This window comes from Anabaena sp. FACHB-1237 (assembly GCF_014696225.1).
Classification (GTDB): Bacteria; Cyanobacteriota; Cyanobacteriia; order Cyanobacteriales; family Nostocaceae; genus FACHB-1237.
The window spans coordinates 1-16,408 of the sequence record NZ_JACJPV010000001.1; the positions used below are offsets into that span (position 1 = coordinate 1).

A 16,408-nucleotide genomic window follows, 5' to 3' on the forward strand; every position below is an offset into this window, starting at 1 on the left:
TAATTAAGTTTAGTAAATTTCATCGTTAATTAATTTCTTAATGTACCCTATCATCATTCTCTCATAAAATTAATACCCGTCATTTATTTAATCTATTACTATTAACAATTCTCAATCAGTCTGATTCAATAACATCTTCATTATTGCAGTACACATATACTAATAATTAGCGATCGCTGTGCCAGTTGCGTAAGTCCTGTTAAAGTTTGATTTTGCTTCCTAAAAAATAAACTTTGTCCTATAACAGCAACAGTTACACCACCTAAAAATAATCCTCCATAGATAAAAACGCGACGATCTATTTTACCATTTATTCTAGTTTTAGAATCTCCCGAAATTTGATTTTCATTTCCATCTGGGGATACAACAAATGTAGGAGAAATTTGTAAATCTCTGATAACTTCATCCGCAGATTGATAACGTTCTTGAATATCCATTGTCAACAACTTATCTAAAATTACCCCCAACTCATTACTTACAGGACTAGGTAAATGTTGTCGCCAATTATTCACCCAACTAAGAGGATTTTTTTTCCATAAATTAAAAGGATTAACCCCTGTTAATAAATGAAAACAAGTTGTACCTAAAGCGAATAAATCACTGGCTGGATAAGCTTCACCAAACTCAATTTGTTCCCGTGGACTATAACCACGAGTACCAATTTGTGTTCCTATTCGGGTGTGAACTGTGGTAGTTAATTGTTTAGAAGCTCCAAAATCAATTAATACCAATTTACCATCACTTTTTCGGCGCATGATATTCTCTGGTTTAATATCCCGATGAATAATATTACGCTCATGAATAAATTTTAAAGGTGGTAATAAATCTAGTAATAATTCCCGAATTTGACTTTCGTTATATTTACCCTTTTGTCTTAATTCATCTAATAAATCATCCCCTTCAATAAACTCTTGCACCAAATAGAGAAAACCATTATCTTCAAAATAAGCAAACAGCGTTGGTATTTGAGGATGTTCTCCTAAATCTTGTAAGCGTTTTGCTTCTTCGATAAATAACTCTTTGGCTTTTTTCAAAGCGTAAGTTCCTGACTGTTTAGGTGCAAGTTGCTTGATTACACACTGTTTATTTAAGTTTTGGCTATCTTCCGCTAAATAGGTTCTCCCGAAACCACCTTTAGTAGAAAGCACCCGCAACACCCGAAACCGATTGATTAATAATGGTATCAATGGGGTATTGCAAGATTGACAAACCTTGTTATGATCAGGGTTAATAGGCTGGGAACAATCCGGGTTCAGGCAGCAGATCATAATCTGTGATAGATAACTGTATAAGCTTTATTATACAACATAAGTAATTCTGCTTCCCTTCCTGATATAATATAAATTAACAATTCCAATCTTTTAAATAGTATGAGTGAAACCCTGGCTGATATTTCCATACCTCCACAGTTTCCTGATCATACTCAATTACCGGAGTCTGATGGTACATTTGTGAAGAATTTTCAAGAACATCCCCAAAGCATAATTATCACAGATTCCATAATTCAAACTTTACAAAAAAAACATCCTGATGGACAATTTTGTATAGGTCAAGATTGTGGCATTTATTGGCGAGAAACAGAACCACCAGAAAAAGGTACAGTAGCACCAGACTGGTTTTATGTTCCTGATGTCCCTCCCAGATTAGCAGGTAAAATTCGCCGTTCTTATGTATTATGGCGGGAATATATTCCCCCATTAATTGCCATAGAATTAGCTAGTGGTAATGGTGACGAAGAAAGAGATAAAACACCTTTAACGGGTTTACAAGAAGGTGAAAAACCTGGTAAATTTTGGGTATATGAACGCATTATCCGTGTTCCCTATTATGCCATTTATGAGGTGAATAATGACAAATTAGAAGTTTATCATTTGGTAGATTTTGCTTACCAAAAAATGCAGCCTAACGAACGTGGACATTACCCAATTGCGCCATTAGGTGTAGAATTAGGACTATGGCAAGGAAGTTACTTGAATAATCCTACACAACTTTGGCTGCGCTGGTGGGATTTAGATGGTAATTTATTATTGGTAGGTAAAGAAGAGGCCAAATTACAAAAATTAAGGGCTGAACAAGCAGAACTCAAGGCTGCAAAATTAGCCGAACGTTTACGGGCAATGGGCATAGATCCAAATGATGATATATAATCATTTTGGACATTTTGGACATTGAAGAAAACAAACTGAACAACAAACCGAACTACAAAGGACACAGAGAAAAGATGCAACGGGCTATTTTATCCAGGAATTTACAAATTAAACAAATTAAGCAAATTAATTGGGTGAGTTTTTTGGCTGATTTCTTGTTAGCTGGAATGGTATTTGGTCCTGCTATTGCACCTTTTCTCGCTGCGTCAGGTGTGTTTTTACTTCCTAATATTGCCAATATTATCTATTTTATGGGTAATCATGTTTGTCCACAACCTACAATGGGATTAGAATTATCTCCACCTTTTATAATGGCAGTTTGTATGCGCTGTTATGGTACAGTTACAGGATTACTAATTACGCGCATTTTGTATAGTTTAACTGGTGGAAGAGGTAATTATTGGTTACATCAATATGGTTTAACAGGTGCTATATTTGCCAGTATGCTAATGATGGCCTATCCTGTGGAATTAGCCGCCCAAATCTTCCATTTATGGGATTTTAATAATTATATCATTACCCCTTTTGGTTTAATTACTGGTTTAGCTTGGGGTTTATTTACTATGCCACTTTTACACTGTCGGAGGCTAAATTTTGGCTAAAATATCCTGTCCCCATTGTCAGCAACTTATTAACAGTGAAGCTATAAATTGTCCCCATTGTCGCATCACATTAAAAGCCTACGGACATCCTGGTATTACTTTACATCGTGCTACCCAGGGTTACTTATGTGATACTTGCACTTATCACGCTGATAATAGCTGTACTTTCCCCCAATATCCCCATGCTAAAGATTGTATCCTTTACGAAAATTTACAAAATCGTCAATTAGAATTAGAACAACAAATTAATGTTAGCAATATTAGCTTTGATATTAAACTCAAAAGATGGTTACAACGTTATCAGGCTTTATTATTGTTAGCTTTTTTATTATTGATTTGTTTTTTAATTACTCTATTTAGATAGATTTATTCTCAAATAAGAGAGATTAATGTTATGAAAAATACACTTTTTATGTTGTATAATGATTGAAAAAACTGTATAATTGTAAATTACCCTTGCATATTGCTAGACTAGAAAATCCGATCAAAGTTATTTCCCCCACTAATTACTTCTTAGTCAAGGAGAAAAAATACTCATACAAATTTTTTAGGAATGCAATACCCGTAAAACAAATTAAGAGACTTCTACCATGATTCACAAGTTAATTAATACTAACATTAAGAGTTCTCATGTTTTATTAACTCCTAATGAAGTCAAAGAAAAATTACCTTTAACCAAGACTGCGGAACATACAATTTTAAAATTTCGCCAGGAAATAGAACATATTTTAGATTTTCAAGATCATCGTAAATTTATAGTCGTTGGCCCTTGTTCTATTCATGATCCCCAAGCAGCTATAGAATACGCCCAAAAACTGTTAGCCTTAGCAGAAGAAGTTAAACATACTTTATTATTAGTCATGCGGGTTTATTTTGAGAAACCTCGCACTACTGTAGGTTGGAAAGGATTAATTAATGATCCGGAAATGGACGATTCTTTTCATGTGGAAAAAGGCATATTAATTGCCAGAAGTCTATTATTAAAACTAGCAGAATTAGGACTACCAACAGCTACAGAAGCCCTTGATCCCATTATTCCCCAGTATATCAGTGAATTGGTAGCATGGTCAGCTATTGGAGCAAGAACTACCGAATCACAAACCCATCGAGAAATGGCCAGTGGTTTATCTATGCCAGTAGGTTTTAAAAATGGTACAGATGGTAATATTCAAGTAGCGGTAAATGCCTTAAAATCTGCCCAAACACCTCATAATTTTCTTGGTATTAATCAAAAAGGACAAGTGAGCGTTTTTCAAACTAGAGGAAATGCCCATGGCCATGTAATATTAAGAGGAGGAAGTAAACCTAATTTTGATGCGGAAAATGTTAAATTAGTAGAACAAGAATTAAAGACAGCTAATTTATCACCACGAATTGTGATTGATTGTAGTCATGGTAATACTAATAAAGACTATAAACTACAAAGTGCTGTGTTTGAGAACATTATTCAACAAATTGTAGATGGTAATAGTTCTATTGTGGGCATGATGTTAGAATCTAATTTGTATGAAGGTAATCAGGCAATTACTGGTAAGCGGGAAGATTTAAAATATGGTGTTTCTGTTACTGATAAATGTATTGGTTGGGAAGAAACAGAAAGAATTATTTTAGTTGCCCATGAAAGGTTGAAAAGATGAGATAATGGATTTATGAACACAGAGATCCCCGACTTCTTCGAGAAGTCGGGGATCTGAAACCCTCACGGTTTACAAATCAAATATGATTGCTATATCAGCTATCAGCTAATACTTAAAGACAGATCATGCCATAAAGTAAGTGTATTAACTTTAGGACTTACGCAAGTGTCACACTAAAAAAATCTGTTGTAGGGTGCGTCAGATATCAAAAATCAGTTTATTTACATGATTTATACCGTATGACGTGGTTGGTGAGCTTGTCGAACCACACCTTAGCAATGCCCCAGTTGCATAAGTCCTGAACTTCTGAAAAAAGTATTAACTTCTGATATTTAGTGACTGCTGATAGCTAAATACTAATAACCGACTGTTAATCGCTGATATAATCACTTTATTTCTGTGAGGTTGCTATGGGCAATTTCCAGAAATTACCAACTACTAAATTGGGCTATATATGTCCTTGTACTCTGAATTTAAACAAGTTATTCTGGGTAAATCTCTACCTACTAGTGCCCATAGTGAAGAAAGACTAACTATCGCTGCGGCTTTAGCTGTGCTTTCTTCCGATGCGTTATCTTCCGTAGCTTATGCAACAGAGGAAATTCTACTCGTATTAGTAGCAGCAGGTAGTGGTGCATTAGGTTTATCCATCCCCGTAGCTGTGTCCATTATTTTCCTGTTAAGTATAGTTGTACTTTCCTATCGGCAAACTATTCGTGCGTATCCTTTAGGTGGTGGTTCATACATTGTTGCCCGGGAAAATCTCGGACTTTATCCGGGATTAATCGCAGGTAGTTCACTGATGATTGACTATATTTTAACAGTCACAGTCAGTATTTCTGCTGGTACTGCGGCGTTAACTTCCGCCATTCCTCAACTACAATCTCACACAGTGCTGTTATGTTTGATTTTTATTGTGATATTAATGTTAGTCAATCTCCGAGGTGTCAAGGAATCAGGACAAATATTTATGATTCCTACTTATGGGTTTGTGGTAAGTGTTTTCTTGTTAATTATTGTCGGTTTGTTTAAGTATTTTACAGGAGAACCAATTACAGCCTATCCTGAATTACCAACTAAGGAAAGTTTAAGTATATTCTTCATTTTACGGGCTTTTTCCGCAGGATGTACGGCATTAACTGGGGTAGAAGCTATTTCTGATGGAGTGTTAGCTTTTAAACCTCCAGAATGGAAAAATGCTCGGTTAACCTTGCTCTATTTAGGTGGTATTTTAGGGGTAATGTTTATAGGCATCACTTGTATAGCAAATATCTATCACATTGTACCAGGTGAAGGACAAACCGTACTGTCTTTATTAGGTAGACAAATTTTTGGTGATGGTGGACCGTTATACTTTTTCCTGCAATTAGTTACCTTGTTAATTTTATTGTTAGCAGCTAATACTAGTTATGCTGATTTCCCTAGACTATGTTACTTTTTGGCAAGGGATGGATTTTTACCAAGACAATTATGTTTATTAGGCGATCGCTTAGTCTATTCTAATGGCATCATGCTGTTAAGTGTCTGTGCTGCTATTCTGGCAATTATCTTTAAAGGACAGGTGAACGCCATAATTCCCTTATATGCAGTGGGTGTATTTACCTCCTTTACCCTATCACAAGCGGGAATGGTGCGCCATTGGTTTAAAGAACAAAGTCGTAATTGGCACTCTAGCGCTATGATGAATAGTTTAGGAGCGATCGCTACGTTAATAGTATTAGCAGTGATCATTTCCACTAAATTTCTCTTAGGTGCTTGGTTAGTAGTAGTAGCTATACCCATAGTAGTGAGCATATTTTTAGCCATTCATCGCCACTATGAATACGTAGCCTCACGATTAAGCGTACAAGAACTAGCACCTCGTAGTTATCTTCCTAAGCCCAAACCTGCGGTTATTACCCATCCAGCAGTAGTGGTAGTGGGACAATTAAACAGAGGTACAGTGGAAGCATTAGACTATGCACGAACAATAGCGGATGAAATAGTTGCCATTCACGTAGATATTGGTGGTACAGACAGGGAAAAACTACAGGAAAAATGGCATAACCTAGAGTCAGATATTCCCTTGGAAATTGTAGACTCTCCCTATCGTTCTGTCATTGATCCCATAGTTGAATTTGTCAGTCAATTTGAAGACAGGTATCCAGACACATTTACAACTATCATTATTCCTGCATTCGTCACTCGCAATTGGTGGGATGGTATCTTACATAATCAAACCACGTTGTTTTTAAAGAATGCTTTAAGAGCTAAAAAAAGCCGTGTGGTAACAACTGTTAGGTATTATCTTTAGGGTGCGGTAGTCTGGAGTAGGGTGCAAGGGTGCAGGATGCGGAGTGCAGGGAAAATTAAATTTTACCCAATCACCAATCACCAATCACCAATCACCAATTGTCAATTAAAATAACTGTGATATCATAGAAAATTGCTAGATACCTTAAAAACAATCAAATCTCATTTATCATGGCTCTGACGCAACAGCGCAAACAAGAACTAATTAGTAATTTCCAAGTTCACGAAACCGACACAGGTTCTTCTGATGTCCAAGTGGCAATGTTAACTGATCGTATTAACCGCCTTAGTCAACATTTGCAAGCTAACAAAAAGGATCACTCCTCCCGTAGAGGACTATTAAAGATGATTGGTCAACGTAAGCGTCTTTTGTCTTATATTCAAAAGAATAGCCGAGAAAAATATCAGGCTTTAATTACTCGTCTGGGCATTCGCGGTTAATATTAGGAATATATATTTATGGCTGCTGAAGAATCAGAACGTAGTCGCTTACCTTTTGAACCAAATAAAAAGCGTCCTAAACCTGCTAAAATCACCAGTCAGGCTGCGGTGAAAACCCCAGAAACTAGTCAGGAACTGAAAAAACCACCTTATACTAAGGCAGAAATGGCAGTTCCTGAAGTAGTTAGTCAAAGGATGATTCGCCGAGTAGCAGCGTTTTGTGGCATACCTACATTTTTAGGTATTGCTTCCTTAGTAGCTAGTTATTTGCTTGTTACCTTGGCTCACATCCAGCTTCCGCCTATTGCTGTGTTATTAGTCAATATGGGATTATTTGGATTAGGAGTTTTAGGAATTACCTATGGTGTACTTTCTGCTTCCTGGGATGAAGAAAGAACAGGGAGTTGGCTAGGTTTCAGTGAATTTACTACCAATTGGGGACGAATGGCCGAAGTTTGGCGTGAAACTCGTAAAAAAAATGTTTGACGTATCAAAATAAACCAATTATTAACCTACATCAAAATTTAGTAGTGGTTTAGCACTGGTAAACCCATCCGCTAAACCTATCTGCTAAACTATTACAAGAGTTAAGATAAAAAAAGTTGGCATTACATAATGGCTGTAGAAATTTTGTTTCGCGCATCAGCGAACCACTTGCGTTAGATGCAAAGTTTCAAATTCTGAATTTCTCAATTTCATACCTGAGTTCAGCAATACCAAAAAGTTGATTATTGCCCCTATATCAAGGTGATAGCTAAACAGATAGATATGCGTAGGGTTGGCTCAATAGTGATAGCTAATTAATACATAGGACTTTAAATATGATCATTGTCATGAAAGTTGGTTCACCACAAACAGAGATAGATCGTATTATACAAGAATTAACAGGTTGGGGATTAATACCAGAAAAAATTGTTGGACAACATAAAGTAATAATCGGCTTAGTTGGGGAAACGGCAGATTTAGATCCCTTGCAAATTCAAGAAAATAGTCCCTGGATAGAACAAGTATTAAGGGTAGAAGTTCCATATAAAAGGGCTAGTCGACAGTTTAGACATGGTGAAGCATCTGAAGTAATAGTTAATACTCCTAATGGTAGTGTAATATTTGGTGAACATCATCCTCTGGTAGTGGTAGCTGGACCATGTTCAGTGGAAAACGAGGAGATGATTATTGAAACCGCTATGCGGGTAAAAGCAGCAGGAGCAAAGTTTTTAAGAGGTGGTGCGTATAAACCACGAACTTCTCCCTATGCGTTTCAAGGTCATGGAGAAAGTGCTTTAGAATTGTTAGCTAAGGCACGAGAAGCAAGTGGTTTAGGTATTATTACGGAAGTAATGGATGGAGGAGATTTAGATAAAATTGCGGAAATTGCGGATGTTATTCAAGTAGGGGCAAGAAATATGCAGAACTTTTCCCTATTGAAGCAAGTAGGGGCGCAAGCAAAACCGGTACTTTTAAAACGGGGTATGGCTGCTACCATTGAAGATTGGTTAATGGCCGCAGAATATATTTTAGCGGCAGGTAATGCTAACGTAATTTTATGTGAGAGGGGAATTAGAACTTTTGATCGGCAATATACCAGAAATACCTTAGATTTGTCAGTAATACCTGTATTAAGGAAATTAACTCATTTACCGATTATGATTGATCCTAGTCATGGTTTAGGGTGGTCAGAATTTGTACCATCTATGTCAATGGCAGCGATCGCTGCTGGTACGGACTCCTTAATGATAGAAGTGCATCCTAATCCATCTAAAGCACTATCTGATGGACCACAATCCTTAACACCGGATAAATTTGACGAATTAATGAAAGAATTAGCAATTATTGGTAAAGCTGTAGGTCGAATTTCAAATAACTAATAAATTTTGATGCAAAAATGTTAAGGTAGATAGAAATTCATCTACCTTTTTATGATTTTTATATTAATTCAGATGTTAACAAGCTAGTTCAAAACTTTTATTTCTTAAATTATAAACCACAAACTGTCTATTTCTGACAAATTCGTTTACCAGTAACTCTTGTAACAATTCCTTTACAACTAAACGCTAAAACTTGCTAAAAGCTCCAAAATTCAACTTATATTTCACCTATACAAAGCCAGAATACCAGTATTTTGAAGTTTTAATACGTAATTTTTCCACCCTTATTAAGAATAATGCTTGAAAATGCTTATACTACATTATGAAGTGCAGAATGTCGGTTAGCATAATATCAACATCAGTTTGTCAGAATCAGGATATCCAGGATTTTAGGATTTACAGGATGGGTTATTTTCGATGCTAGGATAGTGAGCGACAACTTAAAATACATCATCATTATCTACTATTTCTGAATCAAAAATTAACCATTGTTTAAAAAATTCTTTAATCCATAAACTGACATCAGGATATTTTTCATTAATAGCTGTTAGTCTATTTTTCATATTCCTTTGATAATAACTTTGATATTCTAAATTTCTCACAGCAATAAAATTTAATGTGTAGGTTAGCATTCTTAATCTAGCTATTGCTAATTTTAAATTACGACGGGAATAATTATCAAATGTTCGTGAATTTTCTTTATATTCAGTAAAAGGAGAATAGAGATTATCTTTAATGATTTTCTTAAACTCTCTATTATCTAAATCTAATTCATAAAAAGCATCACTACAAATTTCATAATTAATTTTATTTCTTATTTCTGATTCATTGCCTAATTCAAAAGGTTTAATTCCGATATTCCAATACCTATCAATTCCTTTACGATTTTTGAAATGACTAAAATTTTCAAAAAACCGTTTGAACTGTCTTTGATGTTCATCTGATGAGTTAGCAATACCTATGATATGAATATTCTTTTTTTGATAATCTTTTTCTATACAATCTATAGAACTTGATACCCAAGTTGTAAAGTTAAGTTGTGTTCTATTTAAACCTTGTATTAAGAAAAAATTAGCATAATATGAAGTCACAAAACCCCAACTAAAATATCCTTTTTTAATCAAATTGTCAGCAGCACAAATATTCAAAATTGCTTTAGATAAAAGTTTTTCAATATCAGTTAATATATAATTGTTTACATAAGAAATAGTAAATCCGTTTTTATAATCTCTTTTTGATTTATATAAGTTAATCAAATAATCTTTAAAAGAACTTTTAGCATCACTATTACAATTACTAAAAGCAATAGCAATTTCCTCAAATGTTAATGACACCTTTTTTAATCTCCAAATTAATCTTCCAGCTAATCTCCAATCATCACTACAAAATCTTCTCTCACTGCTTTTTTTAATTTGCTTTCTAGCATTTCAGCAACTTTTTCTTGCGCTTTAAAACCACCGCCACTTGGTAAGTTATCTTTATCAAATTTAAAGTCTTGAATTAGTTCCAGAACTTTAATGGTATTTTCAGTATTAAACATCTTGTGTTTTTGCATAACCACATTAAAAATCTCATAAAATGCTTGCATTAGTCCACCAAATCCAACGGTTTTTAAAATATAAGATTTAGGATTATCCCATTGTTCTAAGAATACTGCTTTAACAGCACGGAAATATATTTCAAAAATTTTATATTGCTGTTCAAAACCATAATTAGCAAGTTTTCCTGTTTTCGGTTCTACATAATCTTTAATTTGATTGACAAATTCATTTAAAGATATTCCAAAACCACTTTCTCCAGTTGTTCTAATTAATTCATACAAAGGACTTTCATCTGTCTCATTTAATCTAATAGCAATTTCTCTACCACGTCTTTCAGCACTAACTCCTTCTCCATCAAAATCTTCAATATCTCCTTCTAACAAATTCATTAAATCTAAATAAAGAGATGCAGGAACACCTTTTTGAGTTTTATTAATTGTTACAAAAAGTCTTGCTTGATCCTTAACAGATAATCCCAAAGTAGCAATTACCATTAATTTAAAATCAGGGTTTGCATCATAGCAACCATTGACTCTATGCTGTCCATCTATAATTAGACCGAGAGAATTTGTATCTTCTAATATGAGTAAGTTATCATTTTCTTGATAGTCAAATTTGCCTTCATCAATATTGACTAAAATAGAATTAGGTATAATACCCTGTTCTTGATTAATATAATTTTTAATTTCTTTGATTCTGGTTTTAGAAAATGATCTTTGATATCCTAATTTTTTATCATCAATTCTCCGAGAAACATCGAAACGTTCATAAATCATCTTAACAGTAGTTACAAACACAAGCATGGATATGTTGTTTTGAATTACTTGAAATGCGGGAATTTGAATTGTCATAAGTTATGAAGTTGGGTTTTGTGAATTGGAAACTACTATATTATAGTATAAACATTGGTGATAGCGATACCTACGGTAAGCTACCGCTAACGCTCTTTTAAGTTAATATATCATTTTGTCAGAATCAGGATTTACAAAATTAAGTTCTGTTGGTGGTTTGGGAAAAATAACTTCATTAAGTTTTTCCACTAATTGATAAACTGTTGTTGATGGATTAATATTGTGTATTATTATTCTTTCTTGTACGGTTAATTTATCAGGATCAGAATCATCTATTCCATATAACTTACAATGGCTTGACCAAAGTTTTTTAGCAAAATTAATAGCATTAGATTCTTTGTCTTTTAGTTTTTCATACATGGTTTCAGAATTTTTTTCATATTTTTCACCTAATCTTGTTTTGAAACTTAGCATTGTTTTATAATCACTTCGATGAGTTTCACTTTGATAAAATTCATAATGTAATAAAAACCATAATTCAAAAGCATCATTAGAAACAGCCAAATTTAATTTATTTTCTATTGCTGATTTAATTGCTTCATTAAAATTTTGCTGGTTATTGTTTTCCTTTTTTAAGTCTCTATCAAATACGCACCAAACCTCATCATCTCCATAATTACCTTGTTCTTTTAATTGTTTAGCTGTTGTAACTACTGTTATTCCTACTCCAACCCCTTCTTTAATTTTAATAAATGCAATTCTCTTAGTGTGTGCTATTTTCTGAAAACCTTTAAAATAATTCGGCTCAGTCTCTTCACCTTCACAAACAATCAAAAATGTTTTTCCTTTTGATCTACCACTTACTTTTCTTTGAGAATACATTGAATTATTTCTTGAATTTTGTCTTGCCATATTTATTGATTTTTACTCATTAGATAATAAATTTTTAAAATTGCCAATAAAGGGAATTGCTCCATATCTTCCGCGAATATAATCTGCTTCCAATGGATCATCTTCTGCGATATCATCATATTCAGCTAAAGAATATAAATCAGTTGCTCCTTGTTGATTTTTTTCTGTAAACCAGATTTGATCTCGTCTTAATAATCTACTACCAAATAGATTAGGATTAAGCAAATTAGTATCATGAGTCATAAAAACAAGCTGTGCTGATTTTTGATTATATTTTTTTGAATTAAACAATTCAATAATCTTATGGGTAATGATAGGATGTAATCTTGCATCTAATTCATCTATAATTAAAACTTGATTATATCTTAAAGCGTTTAAAAGCAAAGCTGAGAAATAAAATAGTTTCTTCGTTCCTTCAGATTCATTTTTTTCTAAGTCAAATTTTTCAAATCCAATTATTTCACCATTTTCATTATATTTTTCATGAGATGTTTGGATGCTAGAAAATTCACCAGAAGATGATCGGAGAATCATAGTTTTCAACTCATCTGGTATGGATGATGGCAAATTTTCTAAAGATAGTTTTTCTTTGGTAATATCAATATCTTGAATTGATAAATCTAAATCTTTAATTAGATTAATACTATCTTTTTTAATTAAAGGAGATTCAAACAATTTTAAAGTAACTTTTTTATAAAAATCATCCTGTGTTCCTGAACCAGATATAACTTGAGAATTAGCAAACCACTTGATTATTTCAGCAGAAATTTTACCATTAAATTGTGCCACAACAGAAATAAAAAGAGAGTTATGCTTAGTCTTTTCTTTTAAATCTAATCCTTCTTGAAAAGATTTTCTATTTATTTTAAATTTGTTGTTATTGACATTTCTTTGAAAGAGTTGATATTCTTTAATCTTGTTTTGAAAAAATAGCCATTCTTCGACTACTTTATCTTGAGATACTTTAAAACCATATTTATAAGTTTTTTTGTTTAGATAAAAAGTTGCTTGAAAAAATGATGGTTTATTTTCAGTTTCTGTACTAAGTCGGAAATGTTCAACAGTAATAAAATCTGTTATTTGCATTTCTTTAGAAGAATTAATAACAAAGTTTCTCATAAAACTAAATGCTTTGGCAAGATTAGTCTTTCCACTTGCATTAGCTCCATAGATAGCTGTTGTTTTTAGTAATTTTAATTCTTGATTAACTGAAAATACATTATTTTCATCTAATTCTGTATCTTGACTATTAATATCAGAAGCAACCATACTGAAAGTAACTATGTCTTTAAAAGATAGAAAATTTCCAACTTGAAATTCAATTAACATGAATTTAATTTACTCCTTTGTTTAATTTTTATCTAAACGTTAAATTATATCATCAACTTGATTCAGTTCTTCTTGCGTTAAACCTTTTAATTTCTCTTTAATTATTTGTTTTGTAACCATAGTAACCTACCTAATGTAAACTTTACTGTTCAGATTATAACTATAAACTGTCTAATTCTGACAAATTCGTTTACCAGTAACTCTTGTAACAATTCCCTTACAATAAAATAAAGAAAACAAGACATTGCAGGAGAAAAGCTAAATCATGTTAGCAGAATACCAACAACACACCCAAGAACGCGCCCAACTCGGTATTCCCCCCTTACCATTAGACGCAGTACAAACTTCAGAATTATGTGAATTACTGAAAAATCCCGCCCCAGGCACGGAAGAGTTATTGTTACATTTATTACGCGATCGCATACCCCCCGGAGTAGATCAAGCAGCTTACGTTAAAGCTGGTTTCCTCACTGCCATTGCTAAACAAGAAATTAGCAGTCCTTTAATTTCTCCCATCGCCGCAGTAGAATTACTAGGAACAATGGTAGGCGGTTATAACGTCCAATCCTTAATTGATTTACTCAGTTCGTCTGTAGCAGAAAACGCCGCCACAGCATTAAGCAAAATTCTGTTAGTTTATGATGCGTTCAATGATGTATTAGAACTATCAAAAACCAACAAATACGCCAAAAAAGTGGTAGACTCTTGGGCAGCAGCAGAATGGTTTACCGAACGTCCCACTTTACCAGAAGCTATTACCGTCACGGTTTTCAAAGTTCCCGGAGAAACCAACACCGATGATTTATCACCCGCAACCCACGCTACAACTCGTCCAGATATTCCTTTACACGCCTTAGCAATGTTAGAAACCCGACAACCGGGAAGTTTAGAAACCATTGCAGACTTAAAGAAAAAAGGACATCCCGTAGCTTATGTTGGCGATGTGGTCGGTACAGGTTCATCACGCAAATCTGCAATCAATTCAGTATTATGGCATTTAGGCAATGATATCCCCTTTGTTCCCAATAAACGCGCCGGAGGTTATGTTTTAGGAAGTGCGATCGCACCTATCTTTTTTAACACCGCCGAAGATGCAGGAGCTTTACCCATACAATGCGATGTCACCCAAATGGAAACCGGTGACGTAATTACCATTTACCCCTACAAAGGCGAAATTACCAAAGCGGGAAAAGTCATTGCAACTTTCTCTCTCAAACCTGACACGATTTTAGACGAAGTTCGCGCAGGTGGACGCATTCCCCTATTAATTGGCCGTACCCTCACCGACAAAACCCGTCAAGCATTGGGTTTAGCACCCAGCAATTTATTTATCCGTCCTCAAGCACCAACCGACACCGGAAAAGGCTACACATTGGCGCAGAAAATGGTCGGTAAAGCCTCTGGTTTACCAGGAGTGCGTCCGGGAACATCTTGCGAACCAATCATGACTACAGTGGGTTCTCAGGACACCACAGGACCAATGACCAGAGACGAATTAAAAGAACTCGCTTGTTTAGGTTTCAGTGCAGATTTAGTCATGCAAAGTTTTTGTCACACAGCCGCTTATCCTAAACCTGTAGATATCAAAACCCATCAGGAATTACCAGACTTCATTTCCTCTCGTGGTGGCGTGGCTTTGCGTCCTGGAGATGGTATCATTCACTCCTGGTTAAACCGGATGTTATTACCCGACACAGTGGGAACAGGAGGAGACTCCCATACCCGCTTTCCCTTGGGAATATCCTTTCCAGCGGGTTCTGGTTTAGTGGCCTTTGCTGGTGCATTGGGTGTAATGCCCTTAGATATGCCAGAATCGGTATTAGTCCGTTTTAAAGGAGAATTACAACCAGGAATTACCTTGAGAGATATTGTGAATGCAATTCCTTATGTAGCCATGCAAAAAGGATTATTAACCGTGGAAAAACAGAACAAGAAAAATGTTTTTTCCGGGCGAATTTTGGAAATTGAAGGATTACCAAATTTGAAAGTAGAACAAGCATTTGAATTAACAGATGCTTCCGCCGAACGTTCTTGTGCAGGTTGTACAATTAAGTTAAGTGAAGAGACAATAGCGGAATATTTGCGGTCAAATATTGCCCTGTTAAAAAATATGGTAGCACGGGGTTATAGTGATGCCAGAACTATCATGCGGCGCGTGGCAAAAATGGAGGAATGGTTAGCCAATCCTGTATTATTATCAGCAGATGCAGATGCGGAATATGCAGAAGTAATTGAGATTGATTTAAACGAAATCAAAGAACCAATTGTAGCTGCACCCAATGACCCTGATAATGTTAAGTTATTATCAGAAGTTGCGAATGATCCAGTACAGGAAGTTTTCGTAGGTTCTTGTATGACAAATATCGGACATTATCGAGCAACAGCGAAGGTTTTAGAAGGTGCTGGTGCGGTGAAAGCGCGGTTATGGATTGCACCTCCGACAAGAATGGATGAACATCAATTAAAAGTAGAAAAAGTGTATGATGTTTTTGTAGGTGCGAATGCGAGAATGGAGATTCCTGGATGCAGTTTATGTATGGGAAATCAGGCGCGAGTTGATGATAATACAACGGTGTTTTCTACTTCAACTCGTAATTTTAATAATCGCATGGGAAAAGGCGCTCAAGTGTATTTAGGTTCAGCGGAATTAGCAGCAGTTTGTGCGTTGTTGGGACGTATTCCTACAGTTAAGGAATATATGGAGATTGTAGGGGAGAAAATTAATCCTTTTGCTGATAATTTGTATCAGTATTTGAATTTTGATCAAATTGTTGGTTTTGAGGACGAGGGGAGGGTGATTAGTAAGGAGGAACAGGCGGCTTTGGTATAATGTAATTGAGGTGAGTTCTTT

14 protein-coding genes and 1 pseudogene are annotated in these 16,408 nt (G+C 34.8%); 9 read left to right on the plus strand and 6 right to left on the minus strand.

Annotation, left to right across the window (positions count from 1 at the left end; translation table 11 throughout):
- Positions 1 to 140 precede the first annotated feature (140 nt).
- Both H6F32_RS00005 and H6F32_RS21125 read right to left on the minus strand, forming a co-directional pair.
- On the minus strand, positions 141 to 1,148 hold the full coding sequence (locus tag H6F32_RS00005; protein WP_395939569.1) for a protein kinase domain-containing protein: 1,008 nt from the start codon (positions 1,146 to 1,148) through the stop codon (positions 141 to 143).
- A gap of 72 nt (positions 1,149 to 1,220) precedes the next feature.
- Positions 1,221 to 1,268 (minus strand): annotated as a pseudogene (locus H6F32_RS21125) (hypothetical protein); the annotation flags it as partial.
- A 102-nt stretch (positions 1,269 to 1,370) separates the two neighbouring features.
- On the opposite strand from H6F32_RS21125, the gene H6F32_RS00010 reads away from it, so the two are divergent.
- The 8 genes from H6F32_RS00010 to aroF all read left to right on the plus strand — a co-directional run bounded on the left by H6F32_RS00010 (position 1,371) and on the right by aroF (position 8,984).
- Complete coding sequence (locus H6F32_RS00010; RefSeq protein WP_190367301.1) at positions 1,371 to 2,147, plus strand: Uma2 family endonuclease; 777 nt, start codon at positions 1,371 to 1,373, stop codon at positions 2,145 to 2,147.
- 74 nt (positions 2,148 to 2,221) lie between these two features.
- Positions 2,222 to 2,749, plus strand: coding sequence for a DUF2085 domain-containing protein (locus H6F32_RS00015; RefSeq protein WP_190367302.1), 528 nt, complete (start codon positions 2,222 to 2,224; stop codon positions 2,747 to 2,749).
- Entirely contained in the window at positions 2,742 to 3,113 is a 372-nt protein-coding gene (locus H6F32_RS00020) for a zinc ribbon domain-containing protein (protein ID WP_190367303.1), read from the plus strand. Before H6F32_RS00015 ends, H6F32_RS00020 begins: the two co-directional genes overlap by 8 nt.
- Before the next feature lie 226 nt (positions 3,114 to 3,339).
- Complete coding sequence (locus H6F32_RS00025) at positions 3,340 to 4,386, plus strand: 3-deoxy-7-phosphoheptulonate synthase (protein WP_190367304.1); 1,047 nt, start codon at positions 3,340 to 3,342, stop codon at positions 4,384 to 4,386.
- A 454-nt stretch (positions 4,387 to 4,840) separates the two neighbouring features.
- Positions 4,841 to 6,679: an APC family permease gene (locus H6F32_RS00030; RefSeq protein WP_190367305.1), complete on the plus strand. Its 1,839-nt coding sequence runs from the start codon at positions 4,841 to 4,843 to the stop codon at positions 6,677 to 6,679.
- A gap of 170 nt (positions 6,680 to 6,849) precedes the next feature.
- Positions 6,850 to 7,119, plus strand: coding sequence for a 30S ribosomal protein S15 (gene rpsO, locus H6F32_RS00035; RefSeq protein WP_190367306.1), 270 nt, complete (start codon positions 6,850 to 6,852; stop codon positions 7,117 to 7,119).
- An 18-nt stretch (positions 7,120 to 7,137) separates the two neighbouring features.
- Positions 7,138 to 7,605, plus strand: coding sequence for a PAM68 family protein (locus H6F32_RS00040; protein ID WP_190367307.1), 468 nt, complete (start codon positions 7,138 to 7,140; stop codon positions 7,603 to 7,605).
- Between the two features lie 335 nt (positions 7,606 to 7,940).
- Positions 7,941 to 8,984, plus strand: a complete 1,044-nt coding sequence (aroF, locus tag H6F32_RS00045) for a 3-deoxy-7-phosphoheptulonate synthase (RefSeq protein ID WP_190367308.1) — start codon at positions 7,941 to 7,943, stop codon at positions 8,982 to 8,984.
- 440 nt (positions 8,985 to 9,424) lie between these two features.
- Here aroF and H6F32_RS00050 read toward each other — a convergent pair whose 3' ends face one another.
- The 4 genes from H6F32_RS00050 to H6F32_RS00065 all read right to left on the minus strand — a co-directional run bounded on the left by H6F32_RS00050 (position 9,425) and on the right by H6F32_RS00065 (position 13,557).
- Positions 9,425 to 10,318, minus strand: coding sequence for a hypothetical protein (locus H6F32_RS00050; protein ID WP_190367309.1), 894 nt, complete (start codon positions 10,316 to 10,318; stop codon positions 9,425 to 9,427).
- 29 nt (positions 10,319 to 10,347) lie between these two features.
- A complete protein-coding gene (locus H6F32_RS00055; RefSeq protein ID WP_190367310.1) occupies positions 10,348 to 11,376 on the minus strand; it encodes a DGQHR domain-containing protein in 1,029 nt (342 codons plus the stop codon).
- 102 nt (positions 11,377 to 11,478) lie between these two features.
- Positions 11,479 to 12,228 (minus strand): RloB family protein, encoded by a 750-nt coding sequence (locus tag H6F32_RS00060; RefSeq protein WP_190367311.1) that lies wholly within the window; start codon positions 12,226 to 12,228, stop codon positions 11,479 to 11,481.
- A 12-nt stretch (positions 12,229 to 12,240) separates the two neighbouring features.
- Positions 12,241 to 13,557 (minus strand): ATP/GTP-binding protein, encoded by a 1,317-nt coding sequence (locus H6F32_RS00065; RefSeq protein WP_190367312.1) that lies wholly within the window; start codon positions 13,555 to 13,557, stop codon positions 12,241 to 12,243.
- A 265-nt stretch (positions 13,558 to 13,822) separates the two neighbouring features.
- Here H6F32_RS00065 and acnB point away from each other — a divergent pair, with 265 nt between their 5' ends.
- Positions 13,823 to 16,387 (plus strand): bifunctional aconitate hydratase 2/2-methylisocitrate dehydratase, encoded by a 2,565-nt coding sequence (acnB, locus tag H6F32_RS00070; RefSeq protein WP_190367313.1) that lies wholly within the window; start codon positions 13,823 to 13,825, stop codon positions 16,385 to 16,387.
- Positions 16,388 to 16,408: the final 21 nt, after the last annotated feature.